General features: G+C 55.4%; 20 protein-coding genes and 1 tRNA gene. 6 read left to right on the forward strand and 15 right to left on the reverse strand.

Annotated features, from left to right (window positions below; all coding sequences use genetic code 11):
• Window positions 1-119 precede the first annotated feature (119 nt).
• Entirely contained in the window at window positions 120-2036 is a 1917-nt protein-coding gene (locus tag BLU37_RS22910; RefSeq protein WP_172833049.1) for a methyl-accepting chemotaxis protein, read from the forward strand.
• 55 nt (window positions 2037-2091) lie between these two features.
• On the opposite strand, the gene fabF is transcribed toward BLU37_RS22910, so the two are convergent.
• The 4 genes from fabF to BLU37_RS22930 all read right to left on the reverse strand — a co-directional run bounded on the left by fabF (window position 2092) and on the right by BLU37_RS22930 (window position 8352).
• Window positions 2092-3384 carry a beta-ketoacyl-ACP synthase II gene (gene fabF, locus BLU37_RS22915; RefSeq protein ID WP_090209210.1) on the reverse strand — a complete coding sequence of 431 codons (1293 nt, stop codon included), beginning with the start codon at window positions 3382-3384 and terminating at the stop codon, window positions 2092-2094.
• An 89-nt stretch (window positions 3385-3473) separates the two neighbouring features.
• Window positions 3474-6554: an efflux RND transporter permease subunit gene (locus BLU37_RS22920; RefSeq protein ID WP_090209213.1), complete on the reverse strand. Its 3081-nt coding sequence runs from the start codon at window positions 6552-6554 to the stop codon at window positions 3474-3476.
• Entirely contained in the window at window positions 6551-7657 is a 1107-nt protein-coding gene (locus BLU37_RS22925; protein WP_090209216.1) for an efflux RND transporter periplasmic adaptor subunit, read from the reverse strand. Before BLU37_RS22925 ends, BLU37_RS22920 begins: the two co-directional genes overlap by 4 nt.
• Before the next feature lie 80 nt (window positions 7658-7737).
• Window positions 7738-8352 (reverse strand): TetR/AcrR family transcriptional regulator, encoded by a 615-nt coding sequence (locus BLU37_RS22930; protein WP_090210994.1) that lies wholly within the window; start codon window positions 8350-8352, stop codon window positions 7738-7740.
• Window positions 8353-8440: 88 nt separating this feature from the next.
• Between BLU37_RS22930 and BLU37_RS22935 the strand changes: the two genes are divergently transcribed.
• Entirely contained in the window at window positions 8441-9892 is a 1452-nt protein-coding gene (locus BLU37_RS22935) for an efflux transporter outer membrane subunit (RefSeq protein WP_090209218.1), read from the forward strand.
• A 52-nt stretch (window positions 9893-9944) separates the two neighbouring features.
• Here BLU37_RS22935 and BLU37_RS22940 read toward each other — a convergent pair whose 3' ends face one another.
• From BLU37_RS22940 to BLU37_RS22960, 5 genes are all read right to left on the reverse strand, one after another.
• Window positions 9945-10397, reverse strand: a complete 453-nt coding sequence (locus BLU37_RS22940) for a hypothetical protein (protein ID WP_090209221.1) — start codon at window positions 10395-10397, stop codon at window positions 9945-9947.
• Between the two features lie 95 nt (window positions 10398-10492).
• On the reverse strand, window positions 10493-11725 hold the full coding sequence (locus BLU37_RS22945; protein ID WP_090209223.1) for a hypothetical protein: 1233 nt from the start codon (window positions 11723-11725) through the stop codon (window positions 10493-10495).
• A gap of 110 nt (window positions 11726-11835) precedes the next feature.
• Complete coding sequence (locus tag BLU37_RS22950) at window positions 11836-12948, reverse strand: hypothetical protein (RefSeq protein WP_090209225.1); 1113 nt, start codon at window positions 12946-12948, stop codon at window positions 11836-11838.
• 267 nt (window positions 12949-13215) lie between these two features.
• Window positions 13216-13707 carry an RES family NAD+ phosphorylase gene (locus tag BLU37_RS22955; protein WP_090209228.1) on the reverse strand — a complete coding sequence of 164 codons (492 nt, stop codon included), beginning with the start codon at window positions 13705-13707 and terminating at the stop codon, window positions 13216-13218.
• On the reverse strand, window positions 13704-14174 hold the full coding sequence (locus BLU37_RS22960) for an antitoxin Xre/MbcA/ParS toxin-binding domain-containing protein (RefSeq protein WP_010448132.1): 471 nt from the start codon (window positions 14172-14174) through the stop codon (window positions 13704-13706). Before BLU37_RS22960 ends, BLU37_RS22955 begins: the two co-directional genes overlap by 4 nt.
• 194 nt (window positions 14175-14368) lie before the next feature.
• On the opposite strand from BLU37_RS22960, the gene BLU37_RS22965 reads away from it, so the two are divergent.
• Together BLU37_RS22965 and BLU37_RS22970 are read left to right on the forward strand one after the other, a co-directional pair.
• A complete protein-coding gene (locus BLU37_RS22965) occupies window positions 14369-14824 on the forward strand; it encodes a glucosaminidase domain-containing protein (protein ID WP_010448130.1) in 456 nt (151 codons plus the stop codon).
• Window positions 14818-15288 (forward strand): hypothetical protein, encoded by a 471-nt coding sequence (locus tag BLU37_RS22970; protein ID WP_090209231.1) that lies wholly within the window; start codon window positions 14818-14820, stop codon window positions 15286-15288. Before BLU37_RS22965 ends, BLU37_RS22970 begins: the two co-directional genes overlap by 7 nt.
• Window positions 15289-15653: 365 nt before the next feature.
• Here BLU37_RS22970 and BLU37_RS22975 read toward each other — a convergent pair whose 3' ends face one another.
• Window positions 15654-16010, reverse strand: a complete 357-nt coding sequence (locus BLU37_RS22975; RefSeq protein WP_090209236.1) for a hypothetical protein — start codon at window positions 16008-16010, stop codon at window positions 15654-15656.
• Window positions 16011-17076: 1066 nt separating this feature from the next.
• On the opposite strand from BLU37_RS22975, the gene BLU37_RS22985 reads away from it, so the two are divergent.
• Window positions 17077-18579: a DUF3696 domain-containing protein gene (locus BLU37_RS22985; protein ID WP_157696404.1), complete on the forward strand. Its 1503-nt coding sequence runs from the start codon at window positions 17077-17079 to the stop codon at window positions 18577-18579.
• Window positions 18576-19493 carry a hypothetical protein gene (locus BLU37_RS29130; protein WP_157696405.1) on the forward strand — a complete coding sequence of 306 codons (918 nt, stop codon included), beginning with the start codon at window positions 18576-18578 and terminating at the stop codon, window positions 19491-19493. Before BLU37_RS22985 ends, BLU37_RS29130 begins: the two co-directional genes overlap by 4 nt.
• A 316-nt stretch (window positions 19494-19809) precedes the next feature.
• On the opposite strand, the gene relB is transcribed toward BLU37_RS29130, so the two are convergent.
• From relB to BLU37_RS23005, 5 genes are all read right to left on the reverse strand, one after another.
• On the reverse strand, window positions 19810-19995 hold the full coding sequence (gene relB / locus BLU37_RS22990; RefSeq protein ID WP_090209245.1) for a type II toxin-antitoxin system RelB family antitoxin: 186 nt from the start codon (window positions 19993-19995) through the stop codon (window positions 19810-19812).
• A 29-nt stretch (window positions 19996-20024) separates the two neighbouring features.
• Window positions 20025-20354, reverse strand: coding sequence for a DUF6124 family protein (locus tag BLU37_RS29135; protein WP_157696406.1), 330 nt, complete (start codon window positions 20352-20354; stop codon window positions 20025-20027).
• Window positions 20355-20744: 390 nt separating this feature from the next.
• Window positions 20745-20818, reverse strand: a tRNA-Cys gene (locus tag BLU37_RS22995).
• Window positions 20819-20962: 144 nt separating this feature from the next.
• A complete protein-coding gene (locus BLU37_RS23000; RefSeq protein ID WP_090209248.1) occupies window positions 20963-22441 on the reverse strand; it encodes an FAD/NAD(P)-binding protein in 1479 nt (492 codons plus the stop codon).
• Window positions 22442-22455: 14 nt separating this feature from the next.
• Complete coding sequence (locus BLU37_RS23005; protein WP_090209251.1) at window positions 22456-23223, reverse strand: ABC transporter ATP-binding protein; 768 nt, start codon at window positions 23221-23223, stop codon at window positions 22456-22458.

Here is a 23223-nt window from a genome sequence, read left to right on the forward strand (position 1 = left end):
TCTTAAAACGTCAACGCAATAGAACGTTTGCCGGAGGTAGCTTTAATCGACATCTGTAAATCCTGAGGTTTGCAATGCTTAAAAACGCTCCTTTGAGTGCAAAACTACTGCTGATACTAATGTTTCCCCTGCTGGGCTTTCTGGCCTTCGCCGGGATTTTCGTGGCAGACAAAAGCGCAACGCTTGGCGCCATGAACCGCGCATTCACCGCGACCAGTACCGCACAGAAACTCAGCGATCTGGTGACCACCCTCCAGCGCGAGCGCGGAGCCAGCGGCGTTTTTATCGGCAGCGGTGGAAAGTCCATGCAGGACAAGCTGCAAATCTTTCGCCAGGAAACCAACAAGGCCGTGGCCGAGATGCGCGCGCAGTCGACCGAGGGTGTTCCCGCTCCGGACAAGGTCGCGCACGCAATGGACGACCTGACGGCCCTGCGCCTGAAAGTCGATACATTGGCGATCAACAACACCGAATCCGGCGCCCTTTTTACCGACCTCATCAAAACCCTGGTCGGCTACACTTATTCGCTGGAAGCCAGCATCGATAATCCACATATCCTGCGCGCCCTGGGCTCGCTCAATCAATTTGTGGACATGAAAGAGCGTGCAGGCCGCGAACGCGTATTGCTGGGCCTGGCGTTCAACCAGAATCGTTTCGACGCCCCCCTGCTGTCACGCTTCAGCCGCAATATGGGTGAGTTCTCTGGCTACTTCGAAGCTTTTCAGCGCTGGTCTCCCGTCGAGTTCAAGAACAAGCTGGATGCCGTACTGCAACAACCCGTGTCACTGGAAGTGGCTCGCCTGCAACGCCTGGGTTTTGATACGCCACTGGGCAACCCGCTCAATATCAAGCCCGAGGACTGGTTCAACGTCGCGACCAGCCGCATCGACCTGATGGCTCAGGTGGAAGCGGAACTGGGCCAGAACGTGGTGGGCCTGGCCAATGATGCACGTCACGAAGCCGAGCGCAGCCTGTATGCGGCAATCGCCATCGTTATCCTGATATCGGTTGTCGTGCTGTGGCTGGCGTTGGTGATCATCCGCAACATCAAGATCGCCGTCGTCGACGTGAACCGTACCCTGGTTTCGCTTTCAACCCGCGACCTCACCGTCAGGACCCAATACACGGGCAAGGACGAGTTTGGCGAGATATCGCGCAACCTGGACAACATGGCCCTGCAGATCAGCGAAGTCATCCGTGAGATCGGCAGCGCCACGGCCCAGGTCGCCACCGCCGCCGAACAGTCTTCCGCCGTGGCATTGCAGACCAGTCAGAACGTTGAACTGCAGAGCCAGGGTACCGATCAGGTCGTTACCGCCATCAGCGAGATGAGCGCCACGGTCAAAGACGTAGCCCGCAGCACGACCGATGCCGCTGAAATGTCACAGCGGGTCAATGCCAGCACCCGCCAGGGCAAATCCGAAATCGATAACACCATCAGCTTGATTCAGGGACTTGAAGCGCAGGCCGCCCAGACCGCCAGCATCATCATGGAGCTCAAGGGTGAAAGCGACTCCATCTCCTCGGTGCTGGACGTTATTCGCGGTGTTGCCGAGCAAACCAACCTGCTCGCGCTGAACGCAGCCATTGAAGCGGCTCGCGCCGGCGAGCAGGGCCGGGGTTTCGCGGTGGTCGCCGACGAAGTCCGCAACCTGGCCAAAAAGACCCAGGACTCCACCGTCAGCATCCAGAAAATGATCGGCAACCTGCAATCCGGTTCCGACCGCGCCGCCACTTCCATGCAGGAAACCCTGGGCAAGGCCCAGGAAGGCGCGAACAACGTGGTTCGTGCCGGTGAGTTGCTGGAAGAAATCGCCGAGGGTATTGCCAGCATCAGCGACCGCAACATCCAGGTTGCCTCGGCCGCCGAGGAACAAAGCCTGGTTGCCGAAGAAATCCACCGCAATGTCAACGACATCAACTCACTGGTCATCCAGGTCAGCGCCGGTGCCGAGCAGACAGCCAGTACCAGCCGCGAGCTGGCTCGACTGGCCGAGCATCAGCGGGGCCTGGTGGAGCGGTTCAAGGTCAGTTGACATTGAGTGACATCTATTGAATCTGGAAAAGTGAATAGCGCATTGAAAGGCAGGCTCATAGCCTGCCCTCCCACCGACGGAACAGCACACTCGCATTAACGCCGCCAAACCCAAAACCGTTAGAGAGGGCATGCGTCATGGACGTTCTGCGGGCCTCAAGCCCGACTAAATCCAGGCCCGCCGCCGCTTCATCCGGCTGGACCAGGTTTAGAGTCGGCGGCGCGATTTGGTCGCGCAATGCCAAGACAGTGAAAATCGCCCCGATCCCACCTGCAGCACCCAAGAGGTGGCCGGTGGCGGACTTGGTCGATGTGATAGCCACCGTCCTGTCGCTACCGAAGATTGCGCGTATCGCGGCCAGTTCGCCCTTGTCTCCTACCTGAGTAGAGGTGGCGTGTGCGTTTATGTGCTGTACCTCTTCAGGTTGTACCTCCGCCTGCTGCAAGGCCATTTGCATGGCACGTTTGGCGCCGTCGCCATCGTCGGGGCCTGCGGTGAGATGGTATGCATCGGCGCTGGTTCCGTAGCCAACGAGTTCAGCCAGAGGAGTGGCTCCGCGTGCCATGGCATGCTCAAGTGACTCGATGACGAGTAAACCTGCACCTTCAGCCATAACGAATCCGTCACGGCTCTGATCGAAGGGTCGCGAAGCCTCTTGCGGTTTATCGGCGAATCCCGTGGACAAGGCACGGGCCGCAGCGAAGCAGCCCAGGGTCACCCGATCAATAGCCGCTTCCGTCCCGCCGCAAATGGCAATATCGGCCTCGCCGCTCCTGATCAGCCGAGCCGCGTCGCCGATGGCCTGTACGCCGGCTGCACAGGCCGTCACTGGCGCCCCTAAAGGCCCTTCGAAACCATTGCGAATGGAAACATGCCCTGCTGCCATGTTCGCCAGAAATGAGGGAGCCGTGAAAGGTGACAACTTGCGAGGGCCGCGTGAATCGGTAGTGCGCACCGCGTCGGCAATCGCTCCAAAACCACCCACACCTGATGCAATGATCGTGGCGGTTCTCATCTTCTGCGCTTTGGTTTCTGGATGCCAACCTGCTTGCTGGAGTGCTTCAGCAGCAGCGACCAGTGCAAACTCGATGAACCGATCCATTTTCTTGCGTTCTTTGGGGGCGATGATCAGCTCCGGTTGATACCCGGCGACTGAGTCCTCCTCGAACGTCGGCACCTGGCCGCCAACGGCGACGCCAGTGCCTTCGACAATGTCAGCTGACAATTGACGAATACCGGACTGCCCCGCCAGCAACCGACGCCAAACTTGCTCCACACCACAACCCAGGGGGCTGACGATCCCGGTGCCGGTTATCACGATACGCTTTTGATTCGAAATGGGGCTCATGATGTTCTCTCTTGATTCAACAGCATCCCCTGGATAAACCAGGGGCTGGGCTTGTATACGCTGGGGCCAGGGTTGGTAGACACGAAGCGTCAGGCTTTAGTGGAGGTGTTTTGAGGTTCTGGTCGGATCTTGAACCAGATGGAGTACATCGCTGGGAGAAACACCAGGGTGATGATGGTGCCAACGAACGTGCCGCCGATTAGCGTGTAGGCCAACGTGCCCCAGAACACTGAATGGGTCAGCGGGATGAACGCCAAGATGGCCGCGAGCGCTGTCAGCAACACGGGTCTGGCCCGTTGTACCGTGGCGTCAACCACGGCCTTGAACGGGTCAAGACCTTCGCTTTCGTTAAGGTGGATTTGCCCGATCAATATCAGCGTATTGCGCATCAGGATGCCCGAGAGCGCGATCAGGCCGACCAGGGCATTGATCCCAAACGGCTGCCCGAACAGCAACAGCACAGGCACTACCCCGATCAAGCCCAGAGGTGAGGTCAGGAATACCATCACCATGGCCGAAATCGAGCGAACCTGAAGGATGATGATCAGCAAGGTCAGCGCGATCATGATGGGCAATAAAGGCACGATGGCCTGGCTCGCCTTACCCGACTCTTCAATGGAGCCTGCCATCTCGATCCGATAACCCGCCGGCAGCGTCTCGATGATTGGCTGAAGGTCTTTCCATACCGCCGTGGATACGTCCGGAGGCTGAAGCCCTTCGGCAATGTCACCACGGACTGTGATCGTAGGGGTGCGATCACGACGCCGCAGTATCGGGTCTTCCATGCGTACATCGACTCCCCCGACTTGCGACAGCGGTATCCGCTGACCGGCAGCCCCAATCAGAGTGAAGTCTTCGATTTTTGAGGGGTTCAGACGCACATCGCCCGCCGCTCGGCCTACCACTTGTACTGAGCGGATATCTTCACGTACCGAAGTGATGGGCACGCCTGAGAGCAGGAACTGCAGTTGCTGGGCGACGCCATTAGAGGTCAAGCCAACGGCCTGTAAGCGATCCTGATCCAGCGAGAAATGAAGAGTGGGTACACGCGGGCCCCAATCGGTATTCACCGTTTTCATCATCGCACTGGCTTGCAGTACATCTTGAACGCGAGCAGCGATCTGACGCAGTTGCGAAATGTCAGGCCCCATCACCCTGTAAGCCACGGGGAATGGGGAATAAGGACCGAACACCAGTTGCGTCACGCGTAATTGCGCTTCGGGCGCCAAACCTTCGGAAGCTGCCTCTCTCAGGCGATGTTTGAGGGCTTCCCGGGCCTCCTGGCTCTCGGTGAGCACGACGATTTTTGCAAAGGAAGGATCTGGAAGTTCAGGCGCCATCGCCAGAAAGAAACGGGGTGGGCCTTGGCCTATATAAGAACTCACGATCTTCGCTTCAGCTTGCTTGCGCAGCCACGACTCAACCTTGATCGCAGTGGCATGAGTCTGCTCGATTGAGGTACCATAGGGCATCTGCAGTTCCACCAGAACTTCAGGCCTATCGGAGGTCGGGAAGAACTGTTTCTTGACCAGACTCATACCGAGGACCGCTATCACGAATGCGCTGATAACAGCGCCCGCTACCAGCCATTTATGGACGATGACGCGAGCGAGCAGTGAACGGAATCGATTGTAGTGGCGGGTGTTGTAGATAGCGGCGTGACCACCTTCCACCGTTTTGATAGCTGGCAGCAGCTTGACCCCCAGGTAGGGTGTAAAAGCCACTGCGACAACCCAGGACGCAATCAAGGCTATGCCGACGATCCAGAACATGTTGCTGGTGTACTCGCCAGCTGTCGATTGAGCAAAGCCGTTGGGCATGAAGCCGATTGCAGTGACAAGTGTCCCGCTGAGCATTGGCGCGGCAGTGTGACTCCATGCATACGCCGAAGCCTTGAGGCGGTCATAGCCCTCCTCCATTTTCACCACCATCATTTCAATTGCGATGATGGCGTCATCGACTAGAAGACCCAAAGCCAGAATCAAAGAGCCTAGAGTGATACGGTCGAAGCTCTTGCCCGTCGCAGCCATCACCACGAACACGATGGCCAGTGTCAGCGGCACGGCAGCCGCTACGACGACCCCGACCCGCCAGCCCATGCTGATGAAGCACACCAGCATGACCACAAGCAGCGCGACAAAGAACTTGATCATGAACTCGTCGACGGATGAGCTGATATTGACTGCCTGATCGGTGACTTTGCTCAGCGTCATGCCTAAAGGCATGCCCTCGTTGATCTTTGTCGTTTCGTCATCGAGCGCCTTGCCCAGGTCGAGGCCGTTCCACCCTTCCCGCATCACAATGCCCAGCAGCAGTGCAGGCTCTCCGCCATTTCGGACAAGAAACGTAGCGGGGTCTTCATAACCGCGCGCCACCTCTGCCACGTCGGACAGCTTCAGAATCCGTCCACGTGCGGCGATAGGCGTCTCACGGATCTTCGCAAGCTGATCGAAGGCACCCTCCACACGTATCACTACCTGCGGCCCTTGGGTTTCAACCGAGCCGGCCGGTGTCAGTGCATTCTGGCTGTTGAGGGCCGCGAAGATATCCTGTGGTGTGACGCCCAGGGTTGCCAGACGATCATGAGAAAAGGATACGAAGATCCGTTCCGCCTGCTCTCCCAGGATATTGACCTTCTTGACCCCCGGAACGTGCAGCAGACGCTGGCGTAGCGATTCGGCGTCACGTACCAGCTGACGCTGAGGTTCTCCCTTGGCCTTCAAGGCATACAGCGCAAATGTAACGTCCGAAAATTCGTCGTTGATCATTGGGCCAATGACGCCAGCAGGCAAAGTCTTGGCTTCGTCGCCCAGCTTTTTTCGTGCTTGGTAGAATTCTTCCTGGACTTGAGACGGCGGGGTGCTGTCTCGCAGAAAGACCACGGAGAAGGCAAGACCTGCCCGAGTGTAGGTTTCAGTACGGTCGTACCAGCGCAGCTCTTGCATGCGCTTCTCTAATGGTTCGGCGACGAGTTCCTGCATCTCCCGGGCTGTCGCACCCGGCCACGCTGCGACAATGGTCATCTGTTTGACGGTAAACGGTGGATCTTCTGCACGACCCAGCTTGAAGAATGCCAGGGTACCTGCGAACGCGATCAGCAAGATGAGAAAGAGCGTGATAGAGCGCTCGCGTACCGCCAGCGCGGAAAGGTTGAAACGGCGCTCGCTCATGGCTGTTTCCCCGCTGTTTGAGCGGAAACCGCCTGTGCAGTCCGTACTTGTTCACCCTCTTGCAAAAGATGCACGCCCAATGCAACGACCTGTTCACCCGGTTTCAGCTCGCCGATTACCCGTGCAGCCTCGTCGCTGACAGTAAGCACCTGAACGGGCCGCCATGAGACCTTTGCAGGCTCGCCGGTGATGACCCAGACGCCCGCCCCATTGCCGGGATCGTAAAGTGCTCCCACGGGCACCCGACGTACCTCTGATCCCGAGCTTTGTTGCTCAATTTTCAGCGTGATTGTTGCACCAAGCGGCGAGTTCGCTAGCGGACCTGCAAGTACATACCTGGCTTCAAAGGTTCGCGTGGTGGCGTCGGCTGCTTCGGAGAGAAGACGTAGCCTGGCGGGCACGGTATTTCCGGGGTTGCCATACAGGGTGGCCTGAGCGACCGAACCCACCGCTGGGCGCAGCGTTTCCGGGAGATGGACAATGACCTCCCGCTGCCCTGCCCTTGCCAACCGCACCACAGGTTGCCCTGCGCTGACCACCTGGCCTGGCTCTGCCAACGTTTCCATCACAACACCGTCAGCATCGGCCAACAAGGCGGCATACTCAGTGGCATTTCTCGCCACGTCAGCCTCAGCCTGGGCTGCACTCAGCTGAGCCTTTGCGGCATCTGCTGCGGCTTTGATCTGATCGTAGGCCGATGCCGAAACGGCACCTTCAGCGACCAGGCCGCGATACCTGGCCTCATCGTCGGCCGTTTGTCTGGCGCGAGCTCTGGCCGATTCAACAGCGTCCAGTCCCGCTCGGGCTTGTAGCTTCAGGTCTACAGGGTCGAGGCGCATCAGAGGCTGGCCGCGTTTTACTGTCTCGCCGGTATCAACCAGACGCTCAAGTATCTTGCCGGAGACCCGGAAGCCGAGGTCGCTCTGCGTCCTGGCGGCCACGATTCCGGTGAATGAGCGAGCAGCCACAAAGGAATTTTCCACCGTGGCCGTTTTGACTAAAGGCGGTTTGTCACGAGGGTCTTTGCGAGCGGACGAATCGCCGCATGCCACGAGGACGAGAGGAAGTGCACAAATGGCGAATGCGACGGGATTGAGGCGCATGGGATCCCTTACTCATAGAGCTATGTAGGAATCCCATTCTTATTCTAGTGACCAATACTGTCAATGGTCACAAATCAGAATTATGGCGCCAGGCTTCTCAAGATCAACGCGGGCAGCAGCACGACCGCTTCCTGAACAGTGTCCAGGTTGTACTGCAACTGGGCAGAATTGACGTATGGCCTGAGCGTCAGATAAATCGCCTGGGTAGCCTCGTCCAGAGGGGTTTTGCGCTCGAACTCCCCCTTCTCCCGGCCTTCCAGCAAAATCTCCTGGATGACCTGCCGGATGCGTGCCTCGTGCGCCATCACGGACGGCCATTGATCACGCGATGCGACTGCGGCGATGTCATACAGCTTTCGATCATGAAAGAAAAGATCGCTTCCAGCCTCTGAAATCGAGCGAAATAGACGCCTCACCTTCTCCGATGCCGTAGGCGCATCAGCAATGGAATCGCTGACGATCTGCATGATCAACGACAGCCGATTGGAACAAATGACCTCTCCAATAGCTTGCTTGGAGTTGAAGAATTTATAGATATAGGCCTTCGAGAAGCCAATGCTCTTGGCCAGGTCGGAGACCGTCGTTTTCTCATACCCGTAGTGGGCGAAATGCTCCATCGCAGCGTTGATCACTTGGTCTCGGACGTCATGATCCGCTGGGCCGCGAGTGGCAGGGGTGGGGGAATGTGTAGTCATGCTCAAAGCGTACCCTGCTTGGGATCTGATTGACAGTATGTGACCAAACTGTAATATGGTCACAACTTGTGTAGAGACGAGAATCATCATGCCACCCTATCGAACGATTGCTCTTGTGTTGAGCGCCAGCCTGGCTGCAGGGTGCATGGTCGGGCCCGATTATAAACAGCCCGACGCTCCGCTGGCAGACCAATACGTAGGTAAAGCGGACATAGCCAAGCGGTCAGAAAAACCGATTGTCATCCTTGATTCGTGGTGGGACGGATTCGCAGATCCGTTACTGGCCCGATACGTTACCGAAGCGCTTAAGCAGAATCTGGACTTGGCTCAGGCTCAAGCTCAGGTTACTCAGGCGCGGGCCGCTTTGGGTTTTGCCAACGCGACCCTCGCGCCAAGCGCCGGCGTGAGCGGTCAAGCGGCCCGTTCATATCAATCCGTCGAGACGCCTTTGGGTCAGGTGCTCAACTCGACCCCAGGCTATGATCGTTACGGAAACAGCTATGAGCTGAACCTTGACGCAAGCTGGGACATTGATCTGTTCGGCGGCTTGCGGCGCAATCGGGAAGCAGCCTTTGCGCAGTACCAAGCGTCCGAAGCCGGCGCGATTGCCACTCGTCTCGCCGTTGCAGCCCAGACTGCTGACATCTACACGACGCTGCGGGGACTTCAAACCCGGCTTGCGATTGCTGAAGAACAAGTCAAGACCCAGCAAGAGCTATTGGCCAAGGTTAAACTGCTCAATATGAACGGGCTCGCTGCCGATTATGAAGTTCGCCAGACTGAAGGCGAACTCGCGCAAGTCAAAGCCAGTGTTCCGGCTCTACGTACGGGTGTAGATGCCGCTTTGAATGCCCTGGATGTGATGCTTGGAAGCCCACCCGGCACACATCGAGTGGAGCTTTCCAGTAATTCGCCCATCCCCCGCGCACCTCAATTGATTGATATCGGCGCACCCGGCGAGTTGCTCCGGCGCAGGCCTGATTTAATAGCCGCCGAACGCCGGCTCATGTCGGCCAATGCTTTGATCGGCAGTGCGATCAGTGAGTACTATCCAAAATTTTCGCTAGGTGCATTAGCGGGCAGTGCCGCTACTTCCGGCGGGAAGTTTTTCTCAGGTACTGCCAATCAGTCGGCGGCGTTCCTGGGCCTGAAATGGCGGCTCTTTGACTTTGGCCGTATTAACGCGCAGATCAATCAAGCCAAGGGGCAAGAGGCTGAAGCGTTGGCGTACTACCGGAAATCGGTACTGCTCGCTTCAGAGGACGTGGAAAACGCCTTGTCGGCGTTGGTCAACCGAGAGGCGCAGACCGATAACCTCGAACAAGGTGAAACATCACTCAAGCGAGCGAGACAATCGTCCTTTGCTGCCTACCAGAGCGGTGCTGCCAGTCTCATCAATGTGCTGAACGCTGACCAGCAACTTCTGCGCGCTTCGGACGCAAGGGCGCAGGCTCAAGCGGAATCCACTCGAGCAGCGATAGCGGTATTCCGTGCCTTGGGAGGAGGATGGTCACCCCCTCCGGAACTCGCCAAGCGTTGACGCCATCTTGTGCCCAGAGCCAGTCAAGATATCCACCTGGGGCCACCTGTAACTAGCCAAAAGAAGGCATCGGCCCTAAAGAGTGCAGGATCCATGCAACCGTTGCCGCGGCGGCCCCCACGGCGACTGCCAAGCTGATAAATAGCCACTTCATCATTTTGGGAAACACGGGCGGCTTATCCGCCGATACGCTGGAGTCCCGCAAAGGTGCTATCCCCTCTGCGCCTTGCGGGCCGGGAGCGACATCATCAAAGCTGTCAGCTCTGATCGGTTTCAAGTGTTTCACTTTCGTCCCTTCCTGCGGAAGGCCAACCCGAGCCAGAATGCGCGATGGCGTATTCTTGGGAAACTCGACGGATTGGACGACTAACACGTCGTCGTCAGTATATTCTCCATCCTCCGATACGACCCACTCGTCCAGTTCTTCCGCAGTAATGCCGAGCTGATCTGCAATCGCCTGCTGCAATCGCTCTTCGTGTGCCTCACTTTGCTCGCGATGGTCCATGCCATTTTTCCTGGTGGCCGTTGGTGTGGGTCATTTGACCATAGATATTGACGTGCAGTTCGCCTGTCCAGGTACCGACATCGTCTGTAAGTTACTCAGGATTGGTGAATCCAGCTGGATAGCGTTTCCACGAAAGCCTGCTCTTCGTGGCTATCATGCAGAGCCGCAAACAGGGCACTCAGGTGGGTACGGAAATATTCGGCCGACCAGTCATTCCAGCTCATTGTCTGCGCTTGCCGCCAAGCGTCCGTGAACGGCACACGAGCTGAGAAAATCATCACGGGACCATAGGTGGGCCGCTCCAATCGTTGCCATTCCCAAGTCCCGGGGCATCGCTGCACAACAGCAGCTTGAAAGGCGTTCCTGATGCTTTCGCTGGGCCCATCGAAAGAAGCTTCATCGCACCATACGGCAAGGCCGACCGTGAACTCAGGGATATCCCGATCCAGAGGATCGATCCAATCGACACTATCGACCATGACACCTGCCCAGGCAACGAATGCGGACTCATTGAAGCCCTTCCCTTCATTAGTCAACACCTCGCCGTAGAACCAAGGTGCGCCAAAACTGTTTCGATCACTTTTACGGTCGCCGCATGGCTGCAAGTGATTGACGGACTGGGGACTGCTCAGCAGCCTGGTTGACTCTCGAACAGCCAGCGCCTTCAACTGGCCAAACGCGGTTTCCAACCGACGCATGGCCGGCACAGCGATCATGTCGCCCTCATGCAGGTCAATGCTGCCCATGCCGTGACCCTCCAGAAACTTGAGTAATTCCATGGTAAAAAAGCCGAAGGCAGAACTGCTCAAGATCGTCCCAGCAGCCAGATCAGTTCGCAGCAGGCTATGCAGCTCACTCCAAAAGCACACCGCTCCCTTCCAGTCCGCTGGAGGGGGTGTGGCGAAGGTCAGCAGGCAAAGCCCTCCCTTCTCGACGATCCCGCGGCTGGCTCTTGCATCGAGGTAGGTTTGGTAGAGATCCAATTGCAGGGTTTCGTAGCCGGACTCCTCATCAATGTGGGAAGTGAAGCCAGCAGCTACCTTGTTCTCGACAATAAAGAAGAATCCATCTCCGGACGCTACCAGGTCAGGCTTTCGGCCACTGGCTTTGCCGTAGCCTTTTGGAATGGCGTGCTGGGTCATCCAGCTGACCGGTCCGGTTGGATGGTCTGAATCAGGGAGCTTGAATAGAACAGACAAGGCCCGCCTGGTGTAGCCAGCTTCATCAGCCATTCGCAGCCACTGGGCCAGCAGCTCCGTCAGGAAGTCCTCCAGGGAGCTGCGTACCGGCGATTGTTTGTAGGCGTATAGCTTTGAAAAGAAAGTCATTGCGATCTTATGCTCAGAGCAGATTTATTCTCTTCAACTACCGCGCTAAAAATAAACATGTCCCCGTTCTCCACTCATCCCACTTCCCATCCCCACGCTGTGTAGGTGACTTACGGGGCCGTAACTGGAACGGCTCGATATACAGCTACCTGATCTGAACGTATTGTTTCTTTCAACACGTAGGTCGACCCCGTTTTAATGTTGATTTCCCACTGTTTGTCCGCCATTGATGCTCGTTTGTTAAAGGCCGACTCAGGCACCTTGTCGAAGCTATCGTATCGGTACAAGGTGTACGTTACGCCAGGAGTGAGCCCCGACACCGTGGCGGTCAGGTTTACCTTGGCAGATGCTGGGCGAGTATTCGAACCAGCGCCCATGGCGGGCAGTTCTTCGTTCACATCGGTAGTCAGACGAACCGGCAGAGTCTTCCCGTCCTGGTCGATTATCCCGGTAATGGCCACACCATAGTTTTTTCCGCCGCGAGGCAAGGAATACACCGGTCGCGTTTCATTATTGGCCTCTTGGCGGCTCGACTGAAATGCTCCGAACTCAAAGCGATAAAGGTATGCGGGTTGTCCATCGGGCGACCAAAGGCCATTATCGCTGAACGTAATGATGTCATCGGCGTGATAGACAGCCGACTGGCTGGCAGGCCCTGTCGACGAAACACCGATGACGGGAACGATATGGTCGTACTCATTATCACCTGCATTTTCATCTTCGGAGTCTTCGAATCTGGAAAGGTTTTCGTAAACACCAATGATGACCGGATAGCCGGACAGCACATTGCCTTTGACCCATGCCAGGAATTTATTTGCATTCGGCGTGGTAACGCTGTCCCACTCGACAGACTTCAAGTGCATCCGAGCAGCGGTAGCTCCATCGTTAACTCCCAGTAGGAGCTGGCTACCCCGTTTGGATTGGTTGACATTCGGGCTGGCGATTTCGCGAGTATCGAACTGGGAAACGTATTGGCCGTAGTAGAGCCCAGCACTGATAAGCGCTGTCTCACCGCAATAGCCGTAGTTTGCTGTCCATTGGAGGCGTGGTGGAATATCGTTCATTTTAGAACTGTCTTTTGTCGCGCTTGAGTCTGCCAGATTGGGCTGCTTGTCTGCTGCATGGGCGGTTGACAAAGGTACATACAGCGTCAAAGCCACTAACAGGCACAAAGGTCTAGGCCGAACGAGTTGGCTTTTCGTGAGCAGGCAGAAGTCGAACATTCCCATCACCTTTACGGGTCTGTGACGCTGGCTATTTATCAGTCAATGTCATGAGTGTTGGCAGTATGCAGGAGAGCCGGGGCCAGGAGAGCGGGGACAGCTTTATTTTCCTAAACTACCGCACTGAAAAAAATCTGCCCCGTTTCCAGTCGAGCCAGCACCCTCAGTTGCAAAAACCAGCTCAGTCCCTGTAGATGTAGAGGCAGATCACGATTATCAACTCGTTTCTCGGCCGCTGAAAAATCGTGGCTTGCCCCCCACCCTCTGTCAGGCCTTGATCAGCCGAGTATCCAGGCCGAAGCGCTCTTGTGCGATCAGCCGGTAGTAGCCGTCGGCAAGATCGCAGCTAACGAGCAGGTTCCATGAATGGCGGGTGACAGCAGATGGGATCAGCACAAAGGGATGTTCTGCCAGTAAGGCGTCAGCGAATTTTTGCTGGTTCGGTGATGCGCTGGCGCTCGACAGCCACACCGGGTTCGGTACGTCCTCCGGCTGCACGACATGAATCAGATCAGGGTTGAGAATTTCGAAACAGGTCAGAACGTGCGGCACAGTGTCCAGTGCGTCGAAGCCTGCATGTACTGCCACTTCGAGAATGGCGGTCGATGGATCAGCCGATGCGTACACTACATTACGCCCCGGAGGGTTCCACCGCCCTCCCATCTTCTGGGCACCGATACCGCTATCCCAACTGCCTTTGTAAACTTCGCGATCAAGGCGCCAAGCGTGCCATGAACCAGACCATGGCAATGGATTCACTGGTACACACCGTATTCGACACGCTCCAGGTAATCCTCGACGGCCTGAAACCCGACCGGGTTGTCGATCACGTCCAGGGGCACGTCGCCGTCCAGGTACTTGCACGGACGCCCGAGCCATTCCTCGGCCAGTTTTTGAGTGCCAAACACGGTGATGGCATGCTCAAGCACCTTGGCATATTGGAATGCTACGGCGCTCTGTTGGGCATTGAGCAGGGCTGGTTGCCGGGTACCTTGGCGCTGGAGCGTCCTGATAGATTTTCCAACGATGCGGCTCATGATCTTTTTGTTGGAAAAAAGATCGGAGAGCGACAGCATGTCCTGCACGTCTTTCAGCGCAAAGCCTTTGATGGTAAGGCGGTAGACCATCACTGAACTGAGCTGGTCCATGTCGTTGCGCAGCAGGTACTCGGTAGGCCTGCGGGTGGGCGGTGATGATTTGTCGGTGCGGGCTTCGGCGGTAGGCATGGGATATCCTCCATGTGCGACATATGACGCAAGTTTAGCGCCGTTTGTCGCTATTCGCACGGCTTTGCGGTGAACGGTTCCGAGATCACTCGAAAGCTCGGCCTCCTCTTCGCGCCCATGCTCCCGTCAACGAAGCACAGTCTCTATACTCGCCAAGGGCCCATGGAATAGGCCGATCATATGAGGGAAGACTTTTGAGCGCCGCACTTTGCAACAACATCTCCGCCGTAACATTCATCAGCAAACACAAAGCAGCCTGCCAACCGATTGCCGATCAGTTGGACATGCCGGTAGAAAACATCCTCGGACTCGCTGCCCAGGAGAGCCAGTACGGCAGCGGACGCATAGCCCGGGAACTGAACAATTATTTCTCCCTGCACGCGCCAGCGCCCTTGCAGATCGGCTCGCAGGCTCCGATGGGCAATAGCAAAATCAAGGTGGCGCAGTTTTCTTCCTTTCAGCAATGCGCCCAATCGTTCGCCACCCGCTATGGCCCGGCGGTCAGAGGAAAGAAAGATCCGATGGATTTTGCCCAGGCTCTGGTGAAGATCGGCTTCAATACTGGCAGCGCAGCTACCGGAGGACGCGACGGATTTGCCAAGTACCTCGCACAAATCATCACTGCGGTCAAAGGACGCCTGGCATGCTGATCAAGACGACTACTTCATGGTTGCTTACCCTGGGCCTGGCTTGCGTCACGCTCCCGGCCTGCTCTGCGCCGGCATTACAGGCTGGTCAGGTCAACCCGCAAGGTCTGAGCCGCGAGCAAGCCCAACAGGTGCTGGAAGTGGCACTCAAGAATGAGGACTACAAACTGGGCAGGCCCAGGGTATTCATCGACGGCGACCTGGCCGATGAAAATGGCAACCCACCTCATCCCGGGTATTTCGACTTCAGCCTGGGCTACAACGATCCCAAGGCAGGAGCCACCGAATACTGGGGATTATTCTCGGTGAGCGTGGCCACCGGTGACGTCTGGGAAATCAATACCTGCAAGCGCCTCGCAGGCGCAGAGCTCAAGCAATTGCAAAGCCGGATCATGACCAGGACAGGCAAGAGCCTGAATGACGAAAAAGTACAACGACAGGGGCTGGGGTGTAGCGATGAACAATGAGTATCGTGCTTGAACTGAGCGCATCACTTTCCCGCCCAAGATACCGACTAAAGGGGATAGATTTGCTTTCGCGGCCCGTCGAACCCATGAAATGAATCAGTCCCCGTTTCCACTTCCAACTATTTATTGCGAGTAGTCAGCTGCTTGATTTTTTATCAGGCGGATCGCTGGGAACCCGTGCACCATCAACGCCCGGGGCACTATCGGCGCCTGGTGTACCGCCAGGACCTGCCGCACCACCATTCCCACATTTGCCGACGTGTCCTCCTTTGCCGGCGGAACCTGAACAAGGCGGGGACAGATTTATTTTAACCATCCACAGTGCTGATAAAAGTAAATCCGCTCCAGTCTTCCACTGGATCAGATCAGCTATTGGGCGTATTTAGGTCTGTTGCGGGTGCACCGTCCAACAAAGCATCCACGACTGCCCGCGCCATCTCCACCGAATGCAGCATGCTCCAGAACAGCGCCCGTTCGAAGGGATCCGTATGCAGACTGAGTTCGTCGCCGTTGAGTTGCGCAGACTCCAGCAAGCGCGAAACGTGAGCCAGCGCTTCATGGGCATTGACGCCCTGTTGGATCGCAAACAACGACGGCTTGCCGGGAGATTCAGAGCTGACAGGCTTGGCGCGGGTGAACGTGAGAGGTTCGAGTTCGCAGGGAGCAAAGTCGTTGGCAGCGTCGTGCGCTGGAGGTGGATCGGGGGTAAGTTTCTTGGTCATTGCATAAAGCTCCTCTGTGAGAAAAGGAACTTGTCACCCCCGCTGCAAAACGAAGGGTGGCAAGCCGTACACAGGTTTGCAGACCGGCACAGAGGAACCGGCAGGCCGAAGCCTCCTGCGCACAGCTCGCCATGACACGAGCATAGAAATGCCGCTTTCGCGGCGCTGTGCGCCTCCGTATCCGAGCTGCAAAACCCGTATCGCTGAATTTTCAGCGATGTCTGGACTGTAGCCATGACGTGTGGCGCACACAATATTCTCCCACGCCTGAATCACGTGGGAAATATGAGATTTTTAGGAGGGCCGTTTCACTTTAGCCTTGTCAGGCTTGAGTAACGCCGATGCGCTACCTCTAGGCGAGATACAAAAAAGCCCAGCAAGAGACCGGGCTATATAGATGGAACGCCAGTTAACGCCCGATCTTATTTCTTGGGCGGAGGCGGTGCAGATGGCGCAGTGGGTCTAACAATAGCACTGGGTGATGGTGGTGGATTTTTACCATCCTGCGTAACGCCGCTGCGTGCAGGTGTCGGCATTGGCTGAGGCGCTTTGCTGGTCATTTTTCGTCCTCCATCGCTTGATCAAACTCTACCCATTGTACCTTCGAAGCATCGATAACCAAAAACTGAGCGCCACAGGGGCTCTGCACGCCTTTGTCATCAAGCCAAGCGGGATTTTGAATGGCAAATTGCCCCTGCGTCGACTCATTTGACCACTCTGAAGGCCATCCATAAAAGCAAAACGGGGACGGATTTATTTTCACGACCTGCCGAGCTGAAAAAATAAATCCGTCCGCGTTTCTGTGCAGAGCCTAAGTGCATTGGAAAACAATGGCGTCATCATTGATTCGTACGAACCACAGATACGGTAGACCATGCTAACGGTAGACTTTAGCATCAGTCTCATTCGCCGAGCATGCTTTACACCTTGCCAAACCCATGAGCTTTTAGGTAACGTCGTGCTGGCCATCCGCCACAAACAAAAATTCAAAAAAGTACAAAGTTAGCTAAAAAGGACTTGGCTTTCGCAAGAACGCCAATAAACAAATACTCTAAGAGTTTTAATATTGAGCATTCAGCACATACGAATCGAGAACTTCAAGAAGTTTAGCAATATAACTCTAGACTTAACTTGCCCCATTACGCTTATTTATGGAGAAAACAGTTCTGGGAAATCTTCGGCACTAAGGGCAATACTAGGCCTTGTACAGACTTTTTCACAAAACAACAAATATCAAAGCTGGAATGCGCAGGGGGAGCTAGTTGATCTTGGGCTTTATAAAGACTATATAAAAGACCACAACGTCAAAAATAAGTTTAGCATCTCATTGCAAAGCCATCTTTATAGTCCTTACGATTTCAAACTCAGAAGGCATAGTAAAGCCAGACATATAACCGAACAAAAATTCACGTACGAATACGACAGCGCAACTAGCCAAGCAAAAATTCATTCATTTCATGAGACCACAACTCCCTTAGACTCCAAAGTACTTCTGACCGAACTAATTAACCATGGTTCGAAGGGAAGCACAACGGGACCAATCGCTCCTTGCTACACATCTGTAAAGATTTCAAAACCTAAAACTCGTAGCCATTACAACCTTACTGTCGACGGATTGGCACTTCGGTCATACTTCGGCTCGCCCGATCATTCACCCGACTGGATGCGAGAAGAACTATCCGGCGTCAATACCTCAACAGAAGTTAATTTTGACCAGCGTCTTAGCATCAGCCAAACTAACGAAAAAAAGAAACATAAAGATAATGCCTTTATGAAGCTCCGGATATATGAGCGAGCTATTCGAGAGTCTGCCGCATTCTTGTCTCGAGTCCACTATCTTGGTCCGCTTCGCATGTCACCTCTCCGCAGCTACAAGCTAACTTCCCACACTTCGGAAGTAGGGCCTACAGGTGAACTCACACCTTTGGTACTGTCATACCTGTATAAAAAATCTCAACAAGACAAAACCAAATCAAAAATTCATAAACTTCGATATGAAAAATTTTGCCGCTGGTTCCAATATATTTTTCCAGAATATGAAATCTCTGTAGAGCCAAGCGAAGATGTGGTCAGACTAAAGGTTAAGCACGCGGGCCGGATAGATTCTATTACCGATGTCGGCTTCGGATTTTCTCAAGTTCTACCAATTCTTGTACAAGCTAGTGCTATGGAGCCTGGCGATACACTCATAATAGAACAGCCAGAACTCCACCTACACCCGAAGGCACAAGTTGCATTTTCTACGTTTGTAACCGAAGCGTCTAAAAGCGGTGTGAAGTTCATCATAGAAACCCATAGCGAGCACTTACTCAGAGGCTTACAGCTTAATATAAGCAACCATGAGCTAGATCATCAAAAAGGCTTAAAAGCTTCAAATGTGAAGATCTATTACTTTCACAGAGAAGACAAAATCACCAATATGACCCTCAACCAATGGGGAGAAATAGAGGGTGGATGGCCAGAAGGCTTTTTTGACGAAAGTTATCAAATATCTAGCCAAATCTTGAAAAACAAACTATCAGCGATGAATGCGGAAAATATAGAACGCAAAACGGAAGCATTCGAATGAGAATTGCAATTGACTCCGAAGCTATATTATTTGCATTTTCGGGTGCCCGCGCAGAGCTTGAAGATATTTTAAGGCCATCAATATTAGCGATCAACGAGAAGATCATTGACGACTATAGTTCAAAAGTCCTGAAAGATGGTGCTGGACTGGGTAAGGACTGGCTGACACGTCTATTTAGCACTCCTAGTAGATTTAGACTTATTTCTACTGAAGAAATGCAGACCTATGAACTAGATCACTCTGACGTTGATCAGTCTTACGTAGCCGCTGCTTTCTTTAACGGACACTATCTGATATCCCCCAATAAAAACCAGTCACTCATTGAAAAAGCGAAAGATTACGGAATTCAAATAAATGATACTAAATCACCTTTAGAAATCGATAACATGCCCGGCAACGCAATCATTTTCAATGCTTTGCTAAACTCCAAAACCACATATAGACACGCTATAATTAGGCATTTTTTCGCTAAGGAAAAAAACATTTTAATTTATGACCGATACATCAAAAATTCTTCACTTTGCCTATTTGAAAACATCTTAAAATATTGTCACAAAAATGCTGACATCACTATTATTAGTGATTTCGACCGAAGCGCATCGAGTCCTATCACCGCTGACGCAGCACAAAAAAGGATAAAAAAAATACGCCCACACGCAAATGTTAAGTGCTACTACCCTGATCTAAAAAACTGTGTCGACACCCATGATCGCCATATCCATTTAGGACATCGTTTGCAGATATCATTTTCGAGTGGCACAGACTGCTTTGGCCTGCATCCTAAGTGGAGCAATAGCGAATGCGAAATAAGCGTTCACTACTTATCAAAATCATCAGCTGTGAGAGACTACTATGCACTAACCAGCTTAACTTCAAGGAAACCAATTATAATAAAAGCCTATTCAAAAATATAACAAGAACGCTTCAAATCAAATGAAAAATAGCATTCGAGGTATATCCAAGCCTGGGATACCTCGGATCAACACAACACCATCTCAAATTAGCCTCACATAATTATCTAAATCAAAACAAAATCGACCACAAAGACAAAAATAAAAACACCCTGAAGTTACCCCTCGTCAAACTGGACTTTACTGATACTACGCCAACTTTTGGATAAAATTTTTCTTGGTTGCTACAGAGTAGTTTTAGCGAAAAAACGGGGACAGACAAAAACGGGGACAGATTTATTTTCACGGCCTACCGAGCCGCCACCCGTCCTCGGAAAGATCACTTCTGTTCCCGTCCGGCCGCCTCAATAATGGCATCCATCCGAGCCACCACTTCATCATGAGGAACACCTACGCCAGGATTTTCCAGCGACCGCAACACCTTCGCCCGAAACCATGCCTCATAACTCGCAGCCTGCTCTTCTGTTTCAAGCATCGAAACAATCGGGGAAAGCCCAGCACTCATCAGCTACCTCCTCTAATCGAAACGATGGGTCAGCGCTCAACAGGCCCCTCCTCCAAAACCAGATCCACCCCAGCCTGAGCCAACTCGATCAGATGCACCACGCCCATCGCCAGCTTGCAATTCGCCCCATCCAACTGGTCCGTCGACTCATAAGCCGTAGCCGCAGCCGACTGCAGCACCGAATAGGCAGCCATCAACCTCTCTTCAGCACTGAGCGATAACGATCGACAAGGTAATTTCGGAAGACAACTCGACTTGACGGGATCACTGCCGCCTCCAAGCCCATAGTGAGCAAACACGCGTTCAGCAACAGCAGCAGACACACCTGCCGGTGGGTCCGGTATCAGTTTCTTGTCCATGGTCCAGCTCCTACCTGTCAATATCAGAGGAGCCAACTTCTGCCGTTCTCACGCGGCAAAGGGTGGCAGCTGTACGCAGGGTGAGAATACCGGACAGTAGGCAACCGGCCAGACCGAAGTCTGCCCACGCACAGCCGCCATGGAGCGTTTGCAGGTGGAAAACACCCGCAATGAGGCTGACGCGAAATGCGCTTACTGAAACGGGTTCTCACGCCCGATCGCTGATTTGGCAGCGATGGACGAAGACTAACTAACCGGTTTCGGCAGGCGCAAGGCGAAAGGATTTTCTAGGAAACTTCAGGCATTGAAAAGGGAATTGTCCTGGAAGCGGCTTTTCCAGACACAAATAAAAAACCCCGTAGACGCTACGTCTACGGGGCTTTCGAATAGTGGAGGCCGAGGTCGGAATCGAACCGGCGTAGATGGATTTGCAATCCACTGCATAACCATTTTGCTACTCGGCCTCAGGTCGAATCGAGCGCCCTTGCAAGCCAGGCTTGCCGCAACTCCTTGATTCTTCAGCGATCGCGACGTTGCCGTCCGTGCTGATGGCGCGCATTATGTCCTAGTTGAATGACACTGGCAACCCCCTGAATTCTAAATATTTTTTATTTTTCGGGATCGGCTCTGCCCTGCTCTGACGCCGCCAATTGCACCAGCCGCGCGGCCAGGGCCTTGGCCTGGCTTGCCACGTCGGTCACCGCCGTGCTCTCCCACCACATGCCGCGCAATGGCGGCCCCATGGCGAACAATCGGGTCGAAATATTGCCGTCGGCATCCACCACCGCGCCACCGGGGTCAGCCGCAATACCCAAGGCCAATGGCCCCGGCCGAATCAACCCGCGCGCCAGCAGTTGCTGCGGCAACGGGCGGTCGACGCGGCGCCAGTCGTATTCAATACCCGTAGAGTTGATCAGGCCCACACCACTGACCGTCACGGCATGCGACTCGCCCCGCCGCCGAAGGGTGATGCTGACCTGGCCGTCGCGTACTTCGCCCAAGCCCTTGAGCGATGCTGCCTCGATGGTCAACCGCCCTTCCCCATGCAGGCGTTCCACCAGTTCGGCGCTCAGGGGTGGCGAGCGGTGGTGATGGCTTTCCCACCAGGGCCGTACATGGCGGACGAACTGACGACGCTGCCCATCAGTGGCCTGACTCCACAGTCGGCCGATATGAGACCGCACGGTGTCCAGCGGCGCTTGCCAGTCGATACCGGCAGCAATGGCCTCGGCGCACTGTCGACGTACTTCGCGCAACAGTTGCAGCGGGCTGCGCAGGCTGTGATCAGCGGCCAGGAAGTCGCCCCAAGTCGGTGGCTGACGGCGCACATGGGGCAGCAGGCCGTGGCGGGAGAAGACGCGGATCGGGCCGCGATGGCCGGCCTGTTCCAGGGACACCACGGCGTCGACCATGGTCAGGCCGGAGCCGATGATCAGTACCGTGCCCTGGGGATCGAGGCGCGATATGGCGGCGACATCCCAGGGATCGACGGCGGCAGCGTTGAGGCCGCTGGATTGTTTCTGGCGGGTGCGCGCAGCCGGGAACATGCCGGTCGCCAACACTGCGTGGGCAGCGTGCAGTTGCTGACCATCAGCCAGGGTCAGGCTTGCACCATCGCTGTCTGTCACCAAGTCGACCACTTCGCCATGCACATGCTCGGCGGTCGAGCCCCAGGCTGCGCCCTGCTCCCGCGCCTCGGCCAGGCGCTGCTGCACGTAGAGGCCGAAGAGACCGCGAGGCATGAACAACTCACTGACCGGCACATGTTGCTGATCCGATTCGGGCCAGCCGCCTTGGGCGATGTAGGCTTCGAGCCACTGGGGCAGATCATCGGGGTTGTCCGGGTCGACACTCATCCGCGCGGCATTGCCGTTCAAGGTATGGCCCAGTTCCGTGGCGCTGTAGGCCTCGCCACGGCCGAGTTCGGCACGCGGCTCGACGATCAGCACCCGACGCCGTCCCGGCAGGCGCAGCAACTGCACCGCCAGCATGGCGCCGCTCAAGCCACCGCCAACGATCACGACGTCAGCCGGCCCCGCTACTGGCGCGATGGCGTGCGTCGCCTGTCCGCTCAGGATTTCACTCATTCTTCGCTCTCTTGTCAGTGCTTGCCCAGGTAGAAATCCTGCAGGTCGCCCCGGGCCAGCAATTCGTCCGACGTGCCGCTGAGCACCACTCGGCCGGTGTCGAGCACATGGGCACGGGTGGCGTATTTCAGCGCTACGTTAATGTTTTGTTCGGCAATCAGGAAGCTCATCTGTTGCTCGCGGTTGAGTTGCGCGACGATTTCGTAAATCTCTTCCACGATAATAGGCGCCAGGCCCATGGATGGCTCGTCGAGCAAGACCAAAGTCGGCCGGGTCATCAGCGCCCGACCGATGGCGACCATCTGCTGCTCGCCGCCGGAGGTCAGCCCGGCCTGGGTCTTGCGCTTGGTTTTCAGGCGCGGGAACCAGGCGTAGATACGCTCCAGGTCATCCTGCAGCTCGCGTCGGCTGAGACCGCGAACGAAGCCGCCGCTGCGCAGGTTGTCCTCCACGGTCAGTTGGCCGAATACGTGGCGTCCTTCCAGCACATGCACCAGACCGTCGCGTACGCGCTGGCTGGGCTCCACCGCCAGGCTGTCCTGGCCCTGGAAGTGGATGCTGCCGCGAGTGACCTGCGCGCGCTCGGCGCGCACCAGCCCGGAGATGGCCTTGAGGGTGGTGCTCTTGCCGGCGCCATTGGCACCGAGCAAGGCGACGATGCCGCCGCGCGCCACGCTCAGGGACACCCCGGACACCGCGAGGATGCTGCGGTCGTAGATCACCTCGATGTCATCGACCCCTAGCAGCGGCGCGGCGCCCGCTTCAATCGCTGGCTGGCCCAT

The sequence above is a fragment of the Pseudomonas asplenii genome, from assembly GCF_900105475.1.
In the GTDB taxonomy this organism is placed as follows: domain Bacteria; phylum Pseudomonadota; class Gammaproteobacteria; order Pseudomonadales; family Pseudomonadaceae; genus Aquipseudomonas; species Aquipseudomonas asplenii.